Raw genomic sequence first — 22,704 nt, 5'->3', positions numbered from 1 at the left:
TTTCGAAATTCCGTGCACCGGTAATGGGGCGCAAAGATTTGGTCTTGTGTTTCATAACAGGTTAACGGGTATGGCGGCGTTTCGTTTTAATCCCGGGCAAGGTAACGAATAAACGCATCAGTCGACCGGCATTCCTGTTTCAAAAGCGATGTTTGCGCTGCCGGTACTTTTCACGGTATCGAGGTTCCACGCCGAGGTCAGGAAGTAAGGTGTGGCCTGTTTAAGGTCTGAATTGCGGTAAGTACAGGTTATCTCCCGCGACTCGCCCGGCGCCAGCAGCAGGTAATTGTCGTTAAAGATCACTGGCAGGATGTCATCACCGCCTTTTCCTTTTAACGCCCGCAGATGTACAAAAAAAGCAACGGCTTTACCGGTGTTGGTTATCGTAACGCGGTGCATGGTGCTGTCGTCTTTTGCTGCCCGGGTTATAGCGAGCCTGAGCGGCGTTTTCGGCATAGTTTGCATCGCAGAGTAATCTGCGAATGCGGTTTGGGGAGTAGTGAACCAATTGGATTTTTTCCAGTTCAGTTCGTCCTTTTTGGCAGAAAGCCAATACCAGTTTATAGAATGTACAGTGCCTTTTGCAGAGGTGAGCTCCAATTTCACGAAATAGGTTTCAGACAGCCCGGTAATGGCTGGCATACTGAAAACCGTTTTTGCCGCATCGGCGGCAATTGAGGTGGTAACAGAATTCGAGTATTTTAGCGTACCGTCCAGGTTGTAAACGGAAGCGGTTACTTTAAGCCCTTCGAAGCCTGCGGGATACGAATTTATAATGCCCACTTCGTTCGATTTATACGAATAAAGCACATGCAGCGGCTCCATCGACTTTTTCATGCCGAAATAAGTTCCCGCCGGGTAGAGATAATAATCGTACGTATGCCAGATAAGGCTTGGCCAGGGATTTGCGCCCATCCACTGCACCACGCCGGTGGCGGTGTTGTATTTTTTCAGCCCATAGGCCTCCATCATGGCCCGGTGCGCTTCGTAATTCTGTGCCTGCGCTTTTGCCGCGTAGTTTTTTATCGACAGCGATTTGCCGTAGCGTGCGTCCAGGGCCTCATCAAAGATGCGCGTGGTGGCAAACGACATGGTGCCGCAATGGTATCGCCAGTCGGCGGAAGTGGTGAACAGCGAATCTTTGGGGATAAACTTAACCAGGCTTTCATAGGGCGGAATAGACGGCCCGGGTGAGATCTCCGTGGCGAAACTCCATGCCCCGCCGAATTTCCTGATCGAATCCATTTCCCAATAGATCGGTGGCACCCATTCATAAGGCCCGAGCATTTTTACGCCGCTGAATCCCGAAACCCTGGATTTCGTGCCATCCGCAGTGGCCAGGATCGGGTTGGGATATTTTAACGCTTTCTGTGTGTTTAAAAAACCGCGTTCTACGGTGGTGTCGGTAAGCGGCATGTCACTTCCATTAAGCCACACCATAATGCTCGCCTTGTTGCGCAGCCATGATATAAGGCCGATGTTCGACTCGAAGGCCACGTTGCGTTCATTCTTGTCCCATTTTTCGGGGTGCTGCCAGCTGCCGCAGCACATGTACCCGGTCATTACCAGCATGCCATATTTATCGCAGAGGTCGTAAAAATGGTCGTCTTCAAATTTTCCCTCCGAGCGGATCAGGTTCATATTCATATCCCGCAGCAGCTGCACCTCCTGTTCCTGCCGTTCTGCAGACCGGCGCTGGAAAATATCCGGCGACCATGCGCCGCCGCGTAACATAATGGGTTTGCCGTTCACCAAGAACAGGCGCGACTTGTTATTGTCGATAAGCGTTGAGCTTACCTGCCGGATACCGAAATTCTCCGACAAGGTATTGCTGAGCCTGCCGCCGCTTTCGGCTGTAAGAGTGATGCGGTTCAGTTCCGGTTTACCGTATTGCCAGGGCCACCAGATCCTGGGATTTCTGATGTTCAGCTGCGCGTATTCCGCCGGGGAAAAGGTAATGTCTCTTACCTCGCCCGGTTTCAAACGGATCTTCTTTTCAAAGTCGATGTCATTGTTGATCTTTCCTGTTATTACGGCATCCTGTTCCGTGTTGGTATAATTGGTTACCTGCGCGTCGACAGTTAAGTGGGCCACAGCCAGCGACGGGAGGTCGAAACCCGTGGTCACCAATGGAAAATCCACGCCTACCTGGTGATAGGTTTTTACTTCGACGTTGTTCACAATGCCGCCGTTGTAATCGGGCGAGTAATGGATCCAGTCAGCGTAATCGATGGCCAGGTCGCCATTGCTCTTGTTCGGGTTAAAGGGTCTCAGGATTTCGGCGGCCAGTACATTGACGCCGTTATTTTTTATTTGTTTGGTAATGTTCAGTTTGATGATACGAAAAGGGCCTTTTGTTTCGGTCGAATCCGCGATCTTGATCCCGTTTAACCATATATTGGCTTTGTAATTAATGCCGTGAAGGGTGAGCACCACCTGTTTCCCGTTCTCTGAAGCGGGCAGCGTAAACTCCCGGCGAAACCACCAGGGACGGTCCAGTTTGGGGTCGGCCAGCCTCTCGAAGTTGCGGCCCATGAACGGGTCGAAATCATATACTTTGTTAGCCAGCAACCCGCCGATAATGGTGGTAGGTACCGAAACAGGATACCAGCTGCGCACGTCATAGTTTTCTTTGGATATGGCTTCCGCCGATGCGGGATCGGTAACGGCAGACTGCATTTTCCAACCCTGGCCGAGCAGCAGCCTGAAATTTTGCTGGCTGGATTGGGAGAATGCGTGCGTGGCAAAAAAGATGGCAAGAAGGAGAAGCTTTCTCATAGCTGAAAGGATTAAGGCTGAAATGGTGATAGTACAACCCCGCGGCGCCGATGATTGCACGCAGGTCGATCCCGATTATTTTTTGTCCGTTCATTACATCGCCACTACGATGCGGGAATGGATACCTGCCTTCGGTTATTAATCAACCGCTGCCGGTGCTGGGTGCCCCATTTTTCGAGCTCCATGAGCACGCTGTTCAGCGTCATGCTGTAGGGGGTTAATTCGTAAGTTACCGTTACCGGCGTGGTGGAAAACACCTTGCGTTCTACGAATTCGTTCAGTTCCAGCTCCCGCAGCTCTTTGGAAAGGACCTTGGGCGTGATGTCCTGCAGCGCCCGCTGGACCTCGTTAAACCGTTTAGGGCCATCCATCAGCGCTACGATCAGCGGCAGCTTCCACTTGCCGCTTAATACATATAAGGCATCTTTTACGGCGAGTGTTTTGGCATTGCAGGTCTCGCTGTTGTGCACCATCGTTACGTCCATCGTTGTTTTATAACTATCCAGCAGGATACTGCTATCTTTTTGGATAGTGATATCCTTTAGAAAGTAAAGGTAAGTATGTTTGCACCAAAATCAAACAGAACAATGAAGACAATAAAAATTACGTACTGGGCAACTACCGGAATTGTAGCGCTTATGATGCTTTTTTCGGCCTATGCTTATCTTACCAACCCTGATATGGCGGCTGCTTTCCAGCACCTGGGCTTTCCGCAATATTTCCGGGTTGAGCTGGCCATCGGTAAATTAATCGGTGCGGTATTGCTGCTCGCCCCGGTGCCTCCCCGGGTGAAAGAATGGGTATATGCCGCTTTTGGAATCAATTTTATTTCGGCGGTTATTGCGCATACCGCTTCCGGCGACCCGGGTTCGGCGAAGGTGATGCCGTTGGTGTTACTGGCTTTGCTGGTTACCTCGTATGTAATGTATCACAAAAAGGCAAAGGCTTAAATCGTCTCGCAGAGCACGCAAGTTTCGGGCTTTGTCGCATCGTAAGAAACCGCGAAACGTTGCGTCTTCGCGGGACGGCTAACCGCACTACTTCGCCACACGGAACGACCTCGGCGTAGCCCCCGTTTGCCGTTTAAAAAAGATGTTGAAATTGGCGGGATATTCAAATCCCAGGCAATAGCTGATCTCCGCGATATTCCACTCTGTGTGGCGAAGCAGCGCAATACTTTCGTTAGTGATCCGTCGCGAGATATGCTCGGAAGTGGTCATGCCCGTTGCCTCCTTAACCGCATAGTTGAGGTGGTTTACATGGATGCACAACCGCGCAGCAAAATCATGGGCCGTTTTCAATCCCAGGATATGATCGGTGGAGTCGATAGGGAATTGCCTTTCCAGCATTTCCAGGAACTGCGAGGTAAGCCGCAGCGACGCATTTTTATATTGCTTTTCCGGCCCGGCCGGGAGGAGCTTAAGCGCTTCGTGGAAGATCAGTCCCAGGTAATTACGCTGCAGGTCATACTTATAAGAATACGCTGCATCCATTTCGCGCATCATCTGGCTAAACAGGTGATTAAAGGTGTCGAGGTCCTTATCCTCCAGGAAGATCACCGGGTTATCGCGTGTTTTCAGCAGCAGCAGGTCGCGGACGTCGTCATTCCGTTTGCGGATGAAATTTTCGGTAAAGAGACAGAAAAACCCCGATTGTTTTTCCGAGCAGGCTTCCCATGAATAAGGGATCTCCGGGTTGGTAAACAGCAGCGCCTTGCCGTTGATCTCGATCTGGCGTTCCTGGTAATACAGCGTGCCCGTACCGATAATGAACGAGATCTTATAATAATCGCGGCGGTTATAGGGCGATGGGTTCACGGAGCAAAACCCCGAGCGCCGGAACACGTTAAAATGCCCGATATCGCTCACCAGCTCGAGGCTGGGAATGCTGATCTCCGGGCGGTTAGCCGTAAACATCCGGTAGAAGTCGTGTAACGATTCGCTCTTTACCGGCGCTTCCGTTTCGTTTAACCGTACTTGCATAAATTATTTTTTTACCCGGATCGGGCTGCCGTCCCGCATTTCCTCGCTCGCTTCTTTTACCAATACATCGTTCTCAGCCAATTCACCGAACACCTCTATTTTCTCCTCGGTTTCGCGTCCTTTTTTCACGGCCACTTTCTGCACTTTGCCATCGGTCACCCGGATCACGAACAAGCCTTCGCTGGTGTCGAGCAGCGCTTTTTTAGGGATCACGAACGTAGCTGCACGCGAAGGAAGGGGAATATTCACTTCCGTGATCATGCCCGGCAGCAGCGATCCCGGGTTTTTTACATCCATCTCGATCTTTTCCGACCGCAGTTTGGCATCCAGGGCGCCCGACATGCGCGTTACCCTGGCGTTGTACACCTCGGCGGGATGTGATTTTACGGTAAAGCTGATCGCATCGCCGTTATGGATATAGCCGGTATACGCTTCAGGTATGGAAATAGACAAACGCAGGTTCTTTTGTTCCTGGAGGGTGAACAACGGGAATTCCGAGCCCTTCCCCGAAGGGCCCACGTAAGCGCCGGGGTTTACGTTGCGGGCCGAGATCACGCCGTCGAACGGTGCGCGGATCTCCAGGTAATCGCGGATAGAGCCGAGCTCTTTGATGGACGCGCGTGCCGCTTCGTACTGTGCTTCGTCAGAATTACGTCTCGCCATTGCCTGGTCGAGGTCGTTTTTGGATACCGTGCCGGGGGTTTTACTTGTTTCGTACAAGCGGTTATAATTCGCTTTGCTGGCCGTTAAAATGGCTTCGGCCGATTTTAGCTTCGACTCGGCGCCTGCCAGCTGCGAGTTCATTTCGGGCGCTTCCAGGGTAAGCAGCAGTTGGCCTTTACGCACTTCCGAGCCAATGTCCACGCTCAATTTCTTTACGAAGCTGCTTATCTTGGCATAAATGTCTACCTGCTGGTTGGCCAGCAATTCTCCGGGAAGGTGCAGGGCGGTGGCCATGGGTTGTTTCTCGAGCCTGAATGTTTCTACGCCTGGGCTCTCCGGCTTCTTTTCCGGTTCTGCGGGTGCTTTGGGAGAGGAGCTGCATCCCGTAATGAGCAGGCCCGCAAAAAGGGCGGCATTAAGTTTATACGACAGGTTGAATGGATTAAAATTCATAGCAATAATTAATGATGAGTTGGCAAACCAGTAATAAAATGTTTACTCTCTTTATCTTCAGGGTCCAGTGAAATGGAATCGGTAGAGGTTTTTCCCTGTACCCAGGCAAATACCAGCGGCAGGATGATCAATACCGCGAAAGTGGAGGCAAGCAGCCCGCCGATTACCGCACGCCCGAGCGGCGAAACCTGGTCGCCGCCCTCGCCATGGCCGATGGCCATCGGCAGCATCCCGGCGATCATGGCCACGCTGGTCATAATGATCGGGCGGAGCCTGAGCGAAGCCGCTTCGCGGGCTGATTTTGCCGCGTCCCCGTTTTTCCGGCGCAGCTCCTCGGCATGGGTGATCAGCAGCACCGCGTTGGCTATGGAAACACCCACTGACATGATAATGCCCATGTACGACTGCAGGTTTAGCGTCGATCCCGTGAGGGTAAGCAGCAGCAGCGCTCCCAGCACCACGGCGGGTACCGTTGCCAGGATCACCAGCGGTACTTTAAACGACTGGAAGTTGGCGGCCAGCATCAAAAATATCACTACCACGGCTACAAACAGCCCGTTTTGCAGGCTGCTGAGGGTTTCGTCGAGCACCTTGCCGAGACCGATCTGCTGTACGAAAAGGCCCCTTGGGAGCTCGCCAAGGTTCGTTATCGCTTTGCCGACCGCTTTATTGGCCGTTCCGAGATCGGTATCGTTAAGGTTCGCGGTAACCGATACATAAGGCATGGCGCCCAGGTTGTCGTTTTCGCCATACGTGGTATCGGGTGTAATGGTAGCCACGTCGCTCAGCACCGGACGTGCGTTGTTCCGCAGCAGCGGGATCTCGCCGATATCCTCTTTGGAAGCCATTTTGCTCAGCGGCACCTGCACCTGTACGCCATAGGCAAGGTTGGCTTTTTCGTCTACCCATACATTCTTTTCGGTGTACCGCGACGAGGAGGTGGAGGCGATGAGCGAACGGCTCACATCGCTCATGTCAACACCCAGCTGCGCAGCCCGTACCCGGTCCACGTTGATGTTTAGCGCCGGGTAATGGATGGATTGCGCGATCTGTACGTCCCGCAGGTAAGGGACCTTTTTCAGTTCGGCGACCATTTTTTCGGCAAATTCTTCGTTGATTTTCTTGTTCTTTCCCGCCAGGCGCACTTCCACCGGGGTGGGTGATCCCTGGCTTAACACTTTGTCGGTAAGCTCGATGGGTTCGAATGACAGGCGCAGGTCGGGCATGATCTGGTGGATATGGTCGCGGAACTCGTCGCGGAACTCATCCATGTTGCCGTGGTAATCCTTCAGCGCGATCTGGAATACGGCCTCATGCGGCCCGGCCATAAAGAGGTAGATCGGGTTTACCGAGAACAATGCCGGGTGTTGCCCCACGTATACGCTCGAAATAGCGATATGGTCCTCACCCACCAGCTTTTTCAGCTCTGCCAGCACTTTATTGGCACGTTCCTCGGTGCGTTCCAGGCGGGTGCCGTCGGGTGCGCGCATCCTGAGCTGGAACTGGCTGGAGTTTACATGGGGCAGCACATCGCGGCCAATGGTAAGCAGCAGCACAACGGCAAGACCGGCAACTACCAGCAGGTAAACCACGGTTACCAGCTTGCGTGCACCCATCAGGCCATCCAGCATGCGCATAAAGCCGCTGCGGAATTTATCGAATTTCGTTACTTTTCCATCGTTGTTAAAATCTTCGCGTTCTACCAGTGCTTCTTTCTGGAAGATGGTATCGTGTTCTGATTCTATAGTTAAGCCGCTTGCGTTAAAGATGGCTTCATCTTCGCCGATCCCTTTCTGCGGGGTTCCCTTTTTCTCGTGGTGAGACACCATCAGCCAGTTGGCCATTACGGGCACAAAGGTTTGCGACAGCAGGAACGATACGATCATGGAGAACCCGATGGCCAGTGCGAGCGGCAGGAAAAGCGCTCCCGGGATGCCCGACATGGTAAAGGCCGGTGCAAATACCGCCAGGATACAGAACAGGATGAGCAGTTTCGGGAACGCGATCTCGCGGCAGGCATCCCAGATGGCCAGCGCTTTGGGCTTGCCCATGTCGAAATGCTGGTGAATATTCTCGATGGTTACGGTCGACTCATCTACCAGGATGCCGATGGCCAGTGCCAATCCGCTCAGCGACATGATGTTGATCGTTTGCCCGAACAGCTTGAGGAACAATACTCCTGCGATAACCGAAGTAGGAATGGTCAGGATCACGATCAATGCCGCGCGGCGGTCGCCCAGGAACAGGAGCACCATCAATCCGGTGAGGATCGCCCCGATGGCGCCTTCGCTCACCAGGCTCTTCACTGCGTTGATCACGTATACCGACTGGTCGAACTCGTAACTCAGCTTCACGTCTTCGGGCAGGGTGCTCTGGATGTTGGGAAGGTTCTCCTTTAGTTTCTTCACCACGTCCCAGGTAGAAGCGTCGCCTGATTTGGCGATGCTTACGTATACCGACCGCTTACCGTTAATCAGTGCGTACCCGGCGGTGAGGTCGGCGCCGTCTTTCACCACGGCGATGTCACGCAGGTACAGGTTTTGCGCGCTGCCCTTAAACAACGGGATGTCTTCAAATTCTTTTACCTTTTTTATCGTGTAGTTGGTAGGGGTAAGGTAGTTTTTATCGCCGATGCGGACGTTGCCCGACGGCGCGGTCTGGTTGTTAAGCTTGATTGCTTCCACCACCTGGTCAACCGTGAGGTTATGTGAACGGAGCATTTCCGGGTCTACGTTGATTTCGATGGTGCGCGGGCTTCCGCCAAAAGGCGCCGGCGCCAGTAAACCCGGGATGGCGGTGAACGAAGAGCGCACATAGGTATTGGCAAGGTCCTGCAGCTCGTTATTGGTGCGCGTAGGGCTGCTCAGGATCAGCTGGCCGATCGGGAGCGACGAAGCATCGAACCGGATAATGAAAGGCGGCTGCGATCCGGGCGGGAATATCGCCTGCGCCCTGTTCGAAAGCGCGCTCAGCTCTGAAGCGGCCTGCGCCATATTCGTTCCTTCGTAATATGTGAGCTTCATGAGCATAAGCCCCTGTGTATTTCGTGTTTCGATACTTTTTACGCCATTGGCGAAGAGGAGGATGTTTACGTATTGTTTCCCGAAATAAGATTCCATTTGGGTGGGCGTATATCCACCGAAAGGATGGGCGATATAGATCACCGGCAGGTTCATTTTGGGTAAAATGTCGACCTTGATATCGCGGATGGCCCCTACTCCAAAGAAAAAGAGGCCTGCTACGAGCACCAATATGGAAATGGGTTTGCGAAGTGCAAAGCGGATTAAATTCATAGCAGATCGTTAAAACTCATCGATAAAAATGGAGAAATCGCCCAGCGCGGCCGACTTGAGCAGCAGCGCCTGCCATACGTTGGTGTAGGCGATATCGCGGTCGGTTTCGGCACGGTTAAGGGTGTAGAGGGTTTGTGTAAGGTCGACCAGGGTGGTGAGGCCATTGCGGTAAAGCGTGGTTTTTTGCAGGTAGGCGTCCGATGCGGCCTTCACCTGTACCGGCGCCTCGGCGTAGCTGGCCATCGATGTGCGGATCCGTTTGTCGGCGAGGTCCAGCTGTCCCTTTAATTGCACATCGGCGAGCTCGTACTCGTGCCGGAGCCCCTCGGTGGTGAACTTCTGCGAACGCACTTGCGAACCCGATCGGAGGATAGACGTGAGGTTCCAGCTTACGCCGATCCCCAGCAGGTAATTGCCGCGAACGGGGTTAACGCCGGTGAAATAGTTTCGCGTAAAGGCGCTTTGATCCAGGACGTAATGGTCGCTGAAACCTGATCCGCGGCCCTGTGCCACCCCGAACAGCGAGAAGGTCGGATAATAGAACTTGCGGAAATAATTTTCCTGCGATTCGCTTACCTGTACCCGCTGCCGGTAAAATTTGAGCAGGGGATGCTCGTTTTCTGCCAGCAAGCGGTTTTCGTAAAACTTGACCGGCAGGCGGGAGAAGGAGGCTGTGTCGGGCGAAATATCTGTCGCCTCTTTTCCCAAAAGAAGGGCAAGGCGATTGGCTTGTTCCTGTTCGAACTCAATTGCACGGTTTAGCGAAATACGCGCGTTGGATACTTCGGCGGCAGCCAGCGACGAATCAACGCCGGCAATAAGCCCGTTCGCGGCACGTACCACCGCGGTGTTCTTAAACGTAACGGCGCGCCCAAGGTTGCGCTGCTGGGTAAGCGTGAGGCGTTTGGCGGCCAGCAAGTTGAGGTACGCCGCAGACACGCGTACTTTTTGCTGGAAAAGTTCCTGGTCGAGGTCAAGCTGGTCGCGTTCCTGTATCGCCCTGGCTACGTTCACCCGCTGTTTTACACGGCCAAAGGCGAAGAAGTCCCAGTTTACGTTGCTGAGATACAGCGCCCCGAACGCCGAATTCCAGTTTTGCGAAGGCAGGGCAGGCCCGGAAGAGGCAGTTCCCAGTCCCCCGAAACCGTAAAGCGGCCCGTTCTGGCCGTTAACGGTGCCGTAATCCTGCTGGGCTGCCACACTTACATTAGGCAGGTAGTCGCGTTTGGTTTGTTCAACGGCAGCCTTCGAAGCGTTTACATAAGATCGTTTTGCTTGTATGAGCGGGTAATTCTCTATGGCGAGGTTCACCACCTCTTTCAATTTCATAACCTGTGCGGTCGTTTTACCGCCCGAAAATGAAACCACCAGTAATACCGGGAGTAGTTTTTTTCTTAATCTATCAGGCATATCCTTATTAAAATCACATCGATAAATGTAGCATATTGCTAATTTAACAATGCAAAGGTAGGGGCGAAGATACAATTCACGCTATGGTGTTCAAACGAAAAATTATGCGGATCAAAGAATTCGTGTAAAAACGTTTTTACATTCGGGTGTTCAATAACGAGGGGACGGAACCATACCTCTGCCTTTCATTGCGTACCTTTACCTCAAGATCAATACGGTACATGACGCGCGGCATCGAAGAAAAGCTCACATCCAGGCACGTTACGCCAACGGCGATGCGGTTGCTGGTACTGGATTACCTGGAAGCACAACCGGCAGCGGTGAGTCTTTCCGACATTGAGCGCGGGTTGGCGCCGGCCGACCGGATCACGATCTACCGTACGCTCAAAACCTTTGAAGAAAACGGAATCGCCCATTCCATTGAAGATGGTACCGGTTCTCCGAAATATGCCCTGTGTCACGAAAATTGCAATGCTGGTGCGCATCACGATTTACACGTTCACTTTTACTGCAGCGCCTGTAAAGAAACTTTTTGCCTGCCTAAGTCTGTTATACCGGAGGTATCCCTGCCGGGAGGCTTTACCGCCCGGGAAGTAAACCTGGTGGTAAAAGGCACCTGTGCCGCCTGCCAGGCATAATGCAATCCCATTGCATGGCATATATGCGTTCCTTTGTAACATGGAAATGAATAAGCGTCAACCTCATGGCGATTGCTGCCATGATGGCCAGAAACATACACACCAACACAAGCCGCAGGAGGAACACGATCATGACCATGATCACGGCGGCCCGGGCTGGCGATCACACTGGGACCTGCTCGCCGCGATGCTGATCCTGGCGATAATGCTTACCCTGGAATACGGTTTCCATACTGTTTTTACTTCATTTGTTAACCTGGTTATTTATGGTATCGCCTGGCTGCTGTCGGGATGGCGGGTGCTCGACCTGGCTTTCCGGAAACTGAAAAGAGGTGATGTGTTTAACGAGTTCGTGCTGATGTCTGTCGCTACCCTGGGCGCCTTTTACATTGGCGCTTACAGCGAGGGAGTGGGCGTTATGGTGTTTTACTGCATCGGCGAGTGGTTCCAGGACGCTGCGGTAAATAAGGCGAAGGGCAATATCAGGGCGTTACTGGATATCCGGCCGGATACGGTAAGCGTAACCCGGGACGGCCAGGTATTGGAAGTTCATCCGTCGGAGGTGAAGCCCGGTGAGATCATCCAGGTAAAGCCCGGTGAGAAGGTTGCGCTGGACGGCACGCTGGTTTCGCCGAAAGCAACGTTTAATACGGCTTCCCTTACGGGAGAAAGCAAGCCTGATACCAAAGCGGGCGGCGAGCAGGTACTGGCCGGGATGGTCAACCTCCAGTTGCTGGCCGAAATAAAGGTTACCGCCCTGTTTAAGGATAGTAAGCTAAGCCGGATCCTGGAAATGGTGCAGGACGCCACCGCCCGGAAATCTCAAACACAGTTGTTTATCTCCAGGTTTGCCAGGATATATACGCCGATCGTGTTTTTCCTTGCCCTGGCGGTTTGCCTGGTACCGTTCTTTTTCGTGGACGATTACGTGTTCAACCAATGGTTTTACCGGGCGCTGGTATTCCTGGTGATCAGTTGCCCGTGTGCGCTGGTGGTTTCCATTCCGCTGGGATATTTCGGCGGAGTTGGCCTCGCATCGCGAAACGGGATCCTGTTTAAAGGGGGTAATTTCCTGGATGTGGTTACCAGGGTGAACATGGTGGTGATGGATAAAACAGGCACGCTTACCAAAGGCGTTTTCAAGGTACAGCAAGTAGTTGCCGCAAATGCCGATGAAAAGGAATTGGTGCGCATGGCTGCCACGCTCGAGGCTAACTCCACACATCCTGTTGCGCGTGCCGTTACAGCGTATGCAGGCGGGAACATTTCCGGCAAGGCCGACAAGATAGAAGAAATTGCAGGCCATGGATTAAAGGGGATGGCAGAGGGCAGGGAGGTACTTGCCGGCAATGCCAGGCTACTGAAGAAGTTTTCCGTGAGCTATCCCGCAGCCATCGACGCAATTGCGCAAACCTTAGTGCTGGTGGCCATAGACGGCGTGTATGCCGGTTACCTCGTTATAGCCGACGAAATGAAGGAAGATGCGGCGCAGGCAATAAAGCAGCTGCATGCGCTTAACATAAAAACGGTAATGCTTTCTGGTGATAAACAGGGCGTGGTAACCGATGTGGCCGGGCAGCTTGGCATCGACCGGGCTTTCGGCGATCTTCTTCCGGAAGGCAAAGTGGAAAAGGTGCAGGAGTTGCGCGACCAGGGCTACCGAATCGCATTCGCCGGCGATGGCGTGAACGACGCTCCCGTGATCGCATTGGCGGATGCGGGCATTGCAATGGGGGGATTGGGGAGCGATGCCGCCATTGAAACGGCCGATATCGTGATCCAGAACGATCAACCCTCAAAGATCGTTTCGGCGATAAAGATCGGGAAGATCACCCGTACCATCGTTTGGCAGAACATTATACTGGCCATGGGGATCAAGGTGCTGGTACTGGTGTTGGGGGCCAGCGGCGTAGCCAATCTATGGGAAGCGGTGATCGCGGATGTGGGGGTTGCGCTGCTGGCGATCTTAAATGCGGTAAGGATCCAGGGAAAAAAGCCCGGCGGGTAAACGGAGCTCAATTCACCACCACGGGCGCATCGTCTGTTAACACCCGCATGCCCCTTGCCCGGCGTAGCTCTTCCAATTTTTTTACCCGTTCTTTTTTCAGGAACCGGAAATGAAGACCGCCTATCAATAACGCGGCAATCCCCTGCGCCATAACTGTGTTGGGCACGCCGATCACCTGCGAAACCGACCCGATGAGCAGCCCGCCCAGGGGCTGCATACCAAAGAATGCCATGGCATAAAAGCTGATCACCCTTCCCCGCATTTCCGGCGACGCCGTAGTTTGAATGAGCGTATTGCTGATGGTGATCTGCGACATCATGCCGAACCCTGTAATTACCGCGAATACCAACGCCAGCCAATAAAGCTCCGTATGCGAGAACAGTACAAGCCCCGCGCCGAACACCAGGGTGTTGGCAGCCAATATCTTCCGAAGATCGCGCCCGGGTTTAAGCGATGCCAGGAACAGGGCGCCCGAGAAAGCGCCAAGGCCGATGACGCTATCGATAACCCCGAAGGTGGAGGCGCTGCCCTTAAAAATATCGCGCGCGTAAACCGGGATTAAGGTACTGTAAGGCAGCACCAGCAGGCTTACCAGGGCCAGCATTACCAGGATATAGCTGATGGCCGGCGTATTGCGGATGTAGGCCAGGCCATCCTTCAGTTCCTGGCCCAGCTTCCTGGAATGTTCCTTCACTACCTGTTTCGGGAGCCGCATGGCCAGCAGCGATGCGATCACCGCCAGGAAACTAGCTGCATTGAGCGCAAAGCAGAACACATCGCCCAATCCTTCCAACGCCAGGCCTGCCAGCGCAGGGCCGATAAGCCGCGAAAGGTTCACCATGGATGAGTTAAGCGCCAGCGCGTTGGGCAGCAACGCTTTATCGTCAACCAGCTCATACACCAGTGATTGCCTTGCCGGCACATCAAAGGCGTTGATAAATCCAAGCACCGCACTCAAGGCGATAACCCACCATACCACCGTCATCCCGCCGCGCGGCGCGCCTCCCGCGCCCAGGTTCGTTTCAAACGCCCATATTACCGTTACCAGCAGCACAGCCTGTACCATAGAAGCCACCTGGGTGCCCAGCAACAGCCGGTAGCGGTTGTACCGGTCGCTCATAACACCGCCCAGGAACGAGAATACGAACGAAGGGAACAAGCTCGCAAAAAGCGTAAGCCCGAGCATAAACTTCGATTGCGTTTGTGCGTAGATCACCCAGCTTACGGCCGTTTTCTGCATCCAGGTGCCAATAAGCGAAACAGACTGCCCGGCAAAATAGAGACGGTAGTTGCGTGAACGGAAGGCGGCGAATGTGGTGAGGGCCATGCTGCAAGCGAAGTGTCGAATAAACTACCGGCCGTCATCCCGATTTGTTTGAGAAATCTCGTTTCCGGGTAAGGAGAGCGGCGTACCGGGAACAGTTGCCGCGCAAATAGGAGGTTAACAGGTTTTTACTCGAATACGGTTACTTCCCCGTCAAACGCCGCCCACACCATATAAGGATGCGAATCGGTGTGGTAAACATCGCCGTTAGCAGCGATCCCAATCACTCCTGCAAAACCATTAAACGATTTTAACTCGTTAAACGATTTTTCACAAGCATCTTTTAACGAAAATCCGTCGGTTACGCGGGTTACAATTTTCGCGGCAAGGGCGCCGCTTACAATGTCTTCGCCCACGCCCGTGCAGGAAATGCCGGCAAATTCGTTGACGTAGTTACCGGCTACCGTAGCCGAATCGCTTACGCGGCCGGGTATTTCGAAACCTTTACCACCGGTGGACGTAGCGGCTGCCAGTTTGCCTTCCGCATCGAGTGCTACACAGCCCACGGTACCCAACCGGATGGAATCGTTAAGCTTTTGCAGGTATTCCCCGCGGCGCTGTTTGATCTCGGGGTTGTAATATCCGAAGCCGATCTGGCGGGCAAAATGCTGTGCCTCGCTGCCGCTTAGTACTTTATCCTCGTAAGAGAGCAGTTTTTCCGCAATGCGGATGGGATTTTTTACTTCTTCGATGTTTATCACGCCCGAGAACTTTTTCGTGTCGCCATCCATCAGGGAAGCACTTAAACGGATCTTTCCATCACTTTGGATCTGGGAGCCGGTGCCGGCGTTAAACAGGTCACAATTTTCCAGCAGCTCCACGGCGTAAATAACGGTTTGCAGGGCGGTATGGCGGAGCAGGTATTCGTGCGCCTTTGCGGCAGCGTCTTTCAACGCCTGCTGTTTGGCGGCTTTTACCTCCTGGTTGGTTGCCGATTCGCTGAAAAAACCGCCGTGTATGATCAGTTTTGGTTTCATTCTACTTCATTTTACAACGCTGCCAAACTGGCTCCTGGCAACTGATAACTAATCATAGTCCTTCACCTTCAGGTACACATCTTCTTCTACTTTAATAGCTTTGTTGATGATCAGCTTATGTTTATGCAGGTCGTATTTATCGAAGATCGACATCACATGCACTTTCAGGTTGTCGATAGAAACCGGCGATCCCATTTCTACATCGTAAATACTGGTTTCACTGATGTACCGGCCATCCACCAGCATGGTGAGGCCCGATCCGATGGCTTCCATGCACGAGCCCTCGGTAATGAGGAGGCCCGCATCTTCGCCCAGCCCGATACCGAGCATGCCTGGATTACTGGCCACCGCGTATAATAACCGGCCAATCCTGCCACGTTGTACGAAATGCGTATCGATGATCACACCGTCTATAAAGCCTAGTCCGCCGGTGATCTGTACCTCTCCTTTAATCAGGGCCTCGCTGCTGCTGCCGCGATAGATCATGTTGGTGGAGGCCGCTGCCGCCCCAGCTGAGGTGCCTGCCACTACGAAATGATCTTCGACATACCGGGTACGCAGGATCTTGAGAAATTCGGTGCCGCCGAAGATGGCGCTAAGCCGCAGCTGGTCGCCGCCGGTAAACATTACCACGTCCGCTTTGCGGATGCGCTCGAGGTATTCGGGTTTGTTGGCGTCGTCGCGCGACTTAATGTCGATCGTGTGTACGTTGTTTACCTGCAGCTGTTTAAAAGAGCTGATGTATTCGGCGCCCACGATGTCGGGAATCTGGGAAGCGGTGGTAACCACTTCCACGCTGGGATCCCCGTGACTGGCCGATTCGGTGATGATGCGACGGAGAATACCGCGCTCAAAGAACTTGATATAATGCGGGTGACTGATGTTTTCGTTGTAACTTAAGGTACTGCCCAGATCAACCGCTCCGCCAATAATTACAAGTTTTCCCTTAGGGACCATATCCGCGAGTTTCGTGCATTATGGCCAAATATATTAAAGATCGGGTAATGATCAAGCATAATTGACAACATCGGGGCAAAAGCCGGCAGGTTAAGGCAGAAGGCATGGTTGCCGCCCTCAAACACGTTTCACCTGATATAAGGATCGTCCTATCTGCTTTATGCTTTCAGCTTTAGCTCATTTATCAAAAACTTTCTAAATTGCTCCAACGTTATGCGGTCGGGGAAAGCGTAAAGCCGACGCTCAAAGAAAGAAATCAGCCATGAAAATCATCAGCATCCAGGTTCTGAGGGGACCTAATATATGGTCTATCCGCCGAAAAAAATTAATCCAGATGCGCCTCGATCTTGGCGAGATGGAGCATAAACCTACCAGCCAGATCGACGGTTTTAAAGAGCGTTTGGAAACGCTGATACCCAGCCTGTATACCCATCGCTGCTCGCCGGGCCACGAGGGAGGTTTTTTTGAGCGTGTAATCGCCGGTACCTGGATGGGGCATGTAGTGGAACATATTGCCCTCGAGATCCAAACCCTGGCGGGGATGGATGTCGGCTTCGGCCGTACCAGGCAAACGAAAACACCCGGGATTTATAATGTAGTATTTGCCTATTTAGAAGAAAAAGTAGGGGTGTATGCCGCCAATGCCGCCGTGGCGGTAGCAGAAGCGCTGATCGTTGGCGCCGGGTACGACCTTGAAAAAGACATTACCGAGATGCGCAGGATGCGCGAGCGCGAGCGTTTCGGACCAAGCACCGGCTCTATCGTAGACGAGGCCGTAGCGCGCGATATCCCATTTATCCGGCTCAACAGCAGCTCGCTGGTACAGCTGGGGTACGGGAAAAACCAGGTACGCTTTCGCGCAACCATGACCGATAAAACAAGCAGCATCGCGGTTGATATCGCATCTGATAAGGAAGAAACCAAGCGCATGCTCCAGGAACAGGCCATCCCGGTGGCCAAAGGCGCTACGGTTTCGAACCTCGACGAACTGGAGAGGGCCATTAAAAGCACGGGCTACCCGCTGGTGTTTAAGCCGTTGAACGGGAACCACGGCAAAGGCGCTTCCATAAACGTAAAAACCCATGAGGAGGCGGTTGCAGCCCTCGCGCATGCGCAGAAATATTCGCGGAAAGTGATCCTCGAGAAATTCATTACCGGTTACGATTTTCGTATCCTGGTGATAGATAACCGCATGGTGGCCGCCGCCCAGCGCGTACCGGCACATGTAAAAGGCGATGGTACACATACCGTGCAGGAGCTGATCACGATCGAAAACCAGGACCCGCGCCGCGGGTACGGGCATGAGAACGTGCTTACCGAGATCACCGTTGACCGCGATACCCTCGACCTGCTCGAAAAGAAAGGATATACCCTGCAATCCATTCCGCCGGCAGGCGAAGAAGTATTCCTCAAATCGACCGCCAATCTGAGCACAGGTGGCACCTCCATCGACGTTACCGACATGGTGCATCCCTATAATGTATTTATGTGCGAGCGCATTGCCCGCGTGATCGGCCTGGACATCTGCGGGATCGATATTATGGCGCATAACCTTACCGAGCCGCTTTCTGAAACGGGCGGCGTAGTGCTGGAGGTAAATGCGGCCCCCGGTTTTCGTATGCACCTCGCACCGGGCGAAGGATTGCCAAGGAACGTAGCCGCCCCGGTGATCGATATGTTGTATCCTCCCGGGAAATCGGCAAGAATCCCGATTATCGCGGTAACGGGCACCAACGGGAAAACAACCACCACACGTTTAATTGCGCACATCATAAAAAATAACGGGTACCGGGTGGGTTATACCACGTCGGATGGGGTATACATCCAGAATTCGATGCTGCTTAAGGGCGATACCACGGGACCGGTAAGCGCCGAATTTGTGCTTAAAGATCCCACGGTAGAGTTTGCCGTGCTCGAAACCGCCCGCGGCGGGATGCTGAGGGCAGGTCTCGGGTTTAGTCGCTGCGACATCGCCGTGATCACCAATATCCAGGAAGATCACCTCGGGATATCCGACATCCACACGCTGGAAGACCTTACCCGTGTAAAGTCTATCCTCACCGACTCTGTTAAGAAAGATGGTTGGGCAGTATTAAATGCCGACAATGCCCATTGCGTGCGGGTCGGCAAAAAAACCACTCACTGCAACGTGGCGTATTTTTCCATGAACGAAGACAACCCCGTGGTGGTGGAGCATTGCCGCAACAACGGCGTAGCCGCTGTATTCGAAAACGGCTTTCTTACCATCAAAAAAGGCGACTGGAAGATCCGTATCGAGAAAGTGACCCACATTCCCATCACCTTTAACGGTTCCGTGGGCTTTATGACGCAGAACGCGCTCGCCGCCACGCTGGCTACGTTCCTGTGGGGATTTAAGACCGAAGATATCCGCCTTGCGCTCGAAACTTTTATCCCCTCTGCCGCGCAAACGCCCGGCAGGATGAACCTTTTCCACTTTAAAGATTTTAAGATCCTGGTAGATCATGCCCACAACCCCGACGGATTGCGCGGTGTGCAACAGTACCTTAAAACCATGGATGCGAAGCATTTTACCGGCATTATTTCCGGTACCGGCGACCGGCGCGATGAAGACATCCGCGAAATTGGGCGCATCAGCGCAGAGATGTTCGACGATATTATCATCTGCCAGGAGAAATACCTTCGCGGGAGAACGTACGATAACATCATCCAGCTGCTACTGGAAGGAATTAAAGAGGTGAAGCCGGAGATCGGGATCAAGATCATCCCGAAAGGCGACGATGCCCTGAAATACGCCATCGAACACATGAAAGAAAACTGGCAGCTCACCATTGTAAGCGACTCGGTAAGCCACGCAGTAGATACGGTGCAAAGGTACCAGGACAGGGAGGCAGGGATCTTGTAGTGGTCAGTTGTCAGTAATCAGCCGTCAGCTATCAGCAATCAGCCGTCAGCAATCAGTTATCGGCAGTCAGCTTCCGGTATCGCGTTTTACGGGAGCGCTCCGGCAATTAGTTCCAGCTTGTGCCGGCGTTATAACGAAGCTGATAGCTGACTGCCGATAGCTGATTGCTGATAACCACGAACTTGTTTCCAAGTCTAAATCTCCTTACATTTGCCTCCCTCTTTCAAAACAAGAGACCAACAATAATGGCAAAAGCATCCGACATCAAAAACGGGAACATCCTGCGTTTTAACGGCGAACTGGTTACAGTTGAAGAATTTATTCACCGCACTCCCGGCAACCTGCGTGCCTTTTACCAGGCAAGAATGCGTAACGTGAAAAGTGGCAAATTAGTGGAGTACCGGTTCCGTACCGACGAAGAGGTGGAGATCTGCCGCGTGGAAACCAGCGACTACCAGTACCTGTATGATGATGGCGACTTTTTCGTGGTGATGGATAATACCAGCTACGAGCAGTTTAACATTCCTAAGTTCCTGTTCGGCGATGCGGCGAAATTCCTGAAGGAAGGGATGAACGTGATCATCGCTTTTGAAAGCGAAGAGCCTATTATGGCGCAGATGCCTTCGAGCGTTGAGCTTGAAATTACCTATACCGAACCTGCCGTTAAAGGCGATACTTCTACCAATGCCCTGAAAAGCGCTACGGTTGAAACGGGCGTAGAAATTAAAGTGCCTATGTTTGTGAACCAGGGCGACCGTGTAAAAGTAGACACCCGCACCGGCGATTACGTAGAGCGCGTAAAATAATACGCTATGGACAAGGCTGAACTCCGGAAGCGCTACCTCGCAAAACGGAAACAGCTGTCGCCCGTTGAAATAAACGACCTTAATACCGCCCTGGTCGCCCGGTTTGCCCAAATCAAGCTGGAGGGGATCGGGGTGGTTCATGTATTTTATCCCATCCCCGGTAAGATAGAGCCGGATTCGCTTCGGATCGTTAATTACCTGCGCGAAGAACATCCCGGTATCCGGCTGGTGCTACCCAAAAGCAACCTGGATATGCATACCCTCACCCATATTTTGTGGACCGAAGATACGCCCCTAGCCATGAACCGCTGGGGAATTACGGAACCCGAACAGGGCGAAGCCGTTGATCCGCAATCCATCGACCTGGTACTGATCCCGCTGCTGGCTTATGATACGCACGGAAACCGCGTGGGCTACGGGAAAGGGTTTTACGACCGCTTCCTGGCTTCATGCCGGCCCGGCGTGGTGAAAGCGGGGATCTCCTGGTTCCCGCCCGAAGAGCTGGTTACCGACGCCGATCCGTTCGATGTGCCGCTCGACCTCTGTATTCACCCCAAAAGGGTGATTTATTTCCGACGCGGTAATTTGCTGTAACACGGCTGTTACTTTCTGCGCAAAGTAAACGTCTTGGGTTCAAAATTGAATAATATGAACTCATTTAAGCCTGTTAAAATTATATTGTTTGCCGCTACGTTGCTGGCGTTCACCGCCTGCGAGGTAGAAAACCTCCCCCTGCCGGAAACGGATACCGTAAAAACTCCCAGCCCGCTGCCTCCCGGAGCCAGCAATCCGCCGGTTGACACTACCACCATTCCAACACCGGGGCTCCCGGGAACCGAAGTGCCGCAGCCGCTCCCTCAAAAAGCGGGTATGCTGCGTAAAGCCACTTATTCGCTGCTGGACTACCGCATCTTTAACTATGATAACCAGGACCGCATCATCCGTTATTACTCCCAGTATAACAGTGTGCAGGGAACCAATATCGTGTCAAAGTTCGGCTACAACTTTACCTATAACGCCGAAGGAGAGCTTACCGGCATGATCGAGGACAATAACCTGCGTACCGTTTACAGCAACCGGAACGGCGTGCTGTACAAGGCCATCACGTATGCGCCCGACAATAGCATTTACCGGGCATACGAGTTCTTTTTTAATCAAAAGAAACAGCTGGTGATATTTAATTCTTCGAAAGATAACGGCGACGGATCTGAGCTGCCGGAAAGACGCGTGGAGCTTACTTATGATACCCGCGGAAACCTTGTGCTGTGGAGCGAGCAGTACTATAATGCGGCCACCAAACAATATATGCAGGCCACTCAGCTGCAGTTTTCGGATTTCGACGATAAGCCGTCCCTTAAACACTCGCTCACCTTTGGCAGCGTATTGCAGCCGCTTAACTTCTTTGTAAATAATCCCGGCAAAAAGCGGTTCCTCAACAGCAGCAGCCCGGTAGAATTCTACACCTACGTGTATGGAGCCGACGGCTATCCTGTAAGGAGAACCACCTCGTATTCCTATTCGAAGCCGTTGCCGGAAATGGTAGAAACGTATGAGTTTTAAAAGAGGATCTTGCTGCTGAGCTCCTTATCAATCGTAATCCACCCCGGGTACTTGATGAGTTTGTTGCCCGAGGCGATAGTGGGTCGGAACTTAATTGTGACGACCCCTTTTTTTTCTTTATCCCCTGAAACGAAGTCGGTGATCTCCTGCAGCGTCTTCCCGTTGGAAACGAAGGAATAAATGTTCGAATTAACGCGTACGGGCACGTTCACGGAGCCACCCGGATCTACCGTGATCTTGCGGTTTACAAAGCCGGTGGCCAGTTCGGTATCCTTAATAAGCACCTTGTACTCGAACTGGTTAACCGCTGCGATGTTAGCGGTAGGGTTGCTGATCTGCAGGTTAACGCGGGCCTCGAAGGGAATGTCTTTACGCAGCAGGGCGATGGCCAGTCCCGGCATCCGGTTAAGGTCGAACGATTTTCCCTTGATCAGCTGCGTAACATCGGTACGTACGAGGAACATGCTGTCCACGGAAGTGATGGTGTAGCGGCAGTCCTCCAGCGCCTTGATCTGTTTTACCTGTTTATTTATCCCGCACGCCGCTAAAAGCAGCACTGCGAAGCTGTAGATGGCAAGTTTCTTCATGGTGTATCCGTATCAGCAATTATAACGAATAACGCCGCGGGAAGTTGTGAATTATGCACAATTGTGAATTGTGATTTTTTGCTACCCCTGTTTTCAAAATTTTCTATCTTTGCGCCAGTCCTGTAGTGTAATGGTTACCACACCAGACTCTGACTCTGTTGATCTTGGTTCGAATCCAGGCAGGACTACGGAAGATGTTTAAACATCTATTTAAAGCCACTTTTGATTTATTCGAAGGTGGCTATTTGTTTGCAATCTGTTGATGGTGCGAAGCACTAACTCTGGCAGCCGCCATAAGCGCATCTTAATCACTATACATGGCGCTAACTGCTAACCCAGCCCGTTTATTGTTTCCGGCTGGTTGGTATGTGAATAGCTGCTAAT

17 protein-coding genes and 1 tRNA gene are annotated in these 22,704 nt (G+C 52.7%); 8 read left to right on the top strand and 10 right to left on the bottom strand.

The window, feature by feature from the left end; genetic code table 11:
• Positions 1–117 precede the first annotated feature (117 nt).
• Both GS398_RS04560 and GS398_RS04555 read right to left on the bottom strand, forming a co-directional pair.
• Positions 118–2,778 carry a glycoside hydrolase family 2 protein gene (locus GS398_RS04560; RefSeq protein WP_160905525.1) on the bottom strand — a complete coding sequence of 887 codons (2,661 nt, stop codon included), beginning with the start codon at positions 2,776–2,778 and terminating at the stop codon, positions 118–120.
• A 104-nt stretch (positions 2,779–2,882) separates the two neighbouring features.
• Positions 2,883–3,263 (bottom strand): winged helix-turn-helix transcriptional regulator, encoded by a 381-nt coding sequence (locus tag GS398_RS04555; RefSeq protein ID WP_160905524.1) that lies wholly within the window; start codon positions 3,261–3,263, stop codon positions 2,883–2,885.
• Positions 3,264–3,365: 102 nt separating this feature from the next.
• Between GS398_RS04555 and GS398_RS04550 the strand changes: the two genes are divergently transcribed.
• Complete coding sequence (locus GS398_RS04550) at positions 3,366–3,728, top strand: DoxX family protein (protein WP_160905523.1); 363 nt, start codon at positions 3,366–3,368, stop codon at positions 3,726–3,728.
• Between the two features lie 87 nt (positions 3,729–3,815).
• Here GS398_RS04550 and GS398_RS04545 read toward each other — a convergent pair whose 3' ends face one another.
• Genes GS398_RS04545 through GS398_RS04530 form a run of 4 tightly spaced genes read right to left on the bottom strand, consistent with a single transcriptional unit; the run spans position 3,816 to position 10,579 of the window.
• Positions 3,816–4,760: a helix-turn-helix domain-containing protein gene (locus tag GS398_RS04545; RefSeq protein WP_160905522.1), complete on the bottom strand. Its 945-nt coding sequence runs from the start codon at positions 4,758–4,760 to the stop codon at positions 3,816–3,818.
• Positions 4,761–4,763: 3 nt separating this feature from the next.
• Complete coding sequence (locus GS398_RS04540; protein ID WP_160905521.1) at positions 4,764–5,876, bottom strand: efflux RND transporter periplasmic adaptor subunit; 1,113 nt, start codon at positions 5,874–5,876, stop codon at positions 4,764–4,766.
• 8 nt (positions 5,877–5,884) lie between these two features.
• Positions 5,885–9,169 (bottom strand): efflux RND transporter permease subunit, encoded by a 3,285-nt coding sequence (locus GS398_RS04535; RefSeq protein WP_160905520.1) that lies wholly within the window; start codon positions 9,167–9,169, stop codon positions 5,885–5,887.
• A gap of 9 nt (positions 9,170–9,178) precedes the next feature.
• Entirely contained in the window at positions 9,179–10,579 is a 1,401-nt protein-coding gene (locus GS398_RS04530; RefSeq protein WP_160905519.1) for a TolC family protein, read from the bottom strand.
• A gap of 221 nt (positions 10,580–10,800) precedes the next feature.
• Here GS398_RS04530 and GS398_RS04525 point away from each other — a divergent pair, with 221 nt between their 5' ends.
• Together GS398_RS04525 and GS398_RS04520 are read left to right on the top strand one after the other, a co-directional pair.
• Positions 10,801–11,217, top strand: a complete 417-nt coding sequence (locus tag GS398_RS04525) for a Fur family transcriptional regulator (protein WP_160905518.1) — start codon at positions 10,801–10,803, stop codon at positions 11,215–11,217.
• A gap of 46 nt (positions 11,218–11,263) precedes the next feature.
• Positions 11,264–13,225, top strand: a complete 1,962-nt coding sequence (locus tag GS398_RS04520; protein WP_160905517.1) for a heavy metal translocating P-type ATPase — start codon at positions 11,264–11,266, stop codon at positions 13,223–13,225.
• Positions 13,226–13,232: 7 nt separating this feature from the next.
• On the opposite strand, the gene GS398_RS04515 is transcribed toward GS398_RS04520, so the two are convergent.
• The 3 genes from GS398_RS04515 to GS398_RS04505 form a co-directional block, all read right to left on the bottom strand.
• The gene (locus tag GS398_RS04515; protein ID WP_160905516.1) at positions 13,233–14,552 is read right to left on the bottom strand and encodes an MFS transporter; all 1,320 of its coding nucleotides are present in this window, start codon (positions 14,550–14,552) and stop codon (positions 13,233–13,235) included.
• 125 nt (positions 14,553–14,677) lie between these two features.
• The gene (locus GS398_RS04510) at positions 14,678–15,526 is read right to left on the bottom strand and encodes an isoaspartyl peptidase/L-asparaginase (RefSeq protein ID WP_160905515.1); all 849 of its coding nucleotides are present in this window, start codon (positions 15,524–15,526) and stop codon (positions 14,678–14,680) included.
• Positions 15,527–15,574: 48 nt separating this feature from the next.
• Complete coding sequence (locus tag GS398_RS04505; RefSeq protein ID WP_160905514.1) at positions 15,575–16,483, bottom strand: cyanophycinase; 909 nt, start codon at positions 16,481–16,483, stop codon at positions 15,575–15,577.
• Positions 16,484–16,745: 262 nt separating this feature from the next.
• Here GS398_RS04505 and cphA point away from each other — a divergent pair, with 262 nt between their 5' ends.
• From cphA to GS398_RS04485, 4 genes are all read left to right on the top strand, one after another.
• A complete protein-coding gene (gene cphA, locus GS398_RS04500) occupies positions 16,746–19,367 on the top strand; it encodes a cyanophycin synthetase (RefSeq protein WP_160905513.1) in 2,622 nt (873 codons plus the stop codon).
• 245 nt (positions 19,368–19,612) lie between these two features.
• Positions 19,613–20,173, top strand: a complete 561-nt coding sequence (efp, locus tag GS398_RS04495; RefSeq protein WP_160905512.1) for an elongation factor P — start codon at positions 19,613–19,615, stop codon at positions 20,171–20,173.
• Positions 20,174–20,179: 6 nt separating this feature from the next.
• Positions 20,180–20,767: a 5-formyltetrahydrofolate cyclo-ligase gene (locus GS398_RS04490; RefSeq protein WP_160905511.1), complete on the top strand. Its 588-nt coding sequence runs from the start codon at positions 20,180–20,182 to the stop codon at positions 20,765–20,767.
• A gap of 54 nt (positions 20,768–20,821) precedes the next feature.
• Positions 20,822–21,733, top strand: a complete 912-nt coding sequence (locus GS398_RS04485) for a hypothetical protein (protein ID WP_160905510.1) — start codon at positions 20,822–20,824, stop codon at positions 21,731–21,733.
• Here the strand turns inward: GS398_RS04485 and GS398_RS04480 are convergent.
• Positions 21,730–22,320 (bottom strand): hypothetical protein, encoded by a 591-nt coding sequence (locus tag GS398_RS04480; RefSeq protein ID WP_160905509.1) that lies wholly within the window; start codon positions 22,318–22,320, stop codon positions 21,730–21,732. The genes GS398_RS04485 and GS398_RS04480 overlap by 4 nt on opposite strands.
• 116 nt (positions 22,321–22,436) lie before the next feature.
• On the opposite strand from GS398_RS04480, the gene GS398_RS04475 reads away from it, so the two are divergent.
• Positions 22,437–22,508 (top strand) — tRNA-Gln (locus GS398_RS04475).
• Positions 22,509–22,704: the final 196 nt, after the last annotated feature.

This window comes from Hufsiella ginkgonis (genome assembly GCF_009834915.1).
Classification (GTDB): Bacteria; Bacteroidota; Bacteroidia; order Sphingobacteriales; family Sphingobacteriaceae; genus Hufsiella; species Hufsiella ginkgonis.
This window is presented reverse-complemented; position numbering and strand designations above follow the sequence as displayed.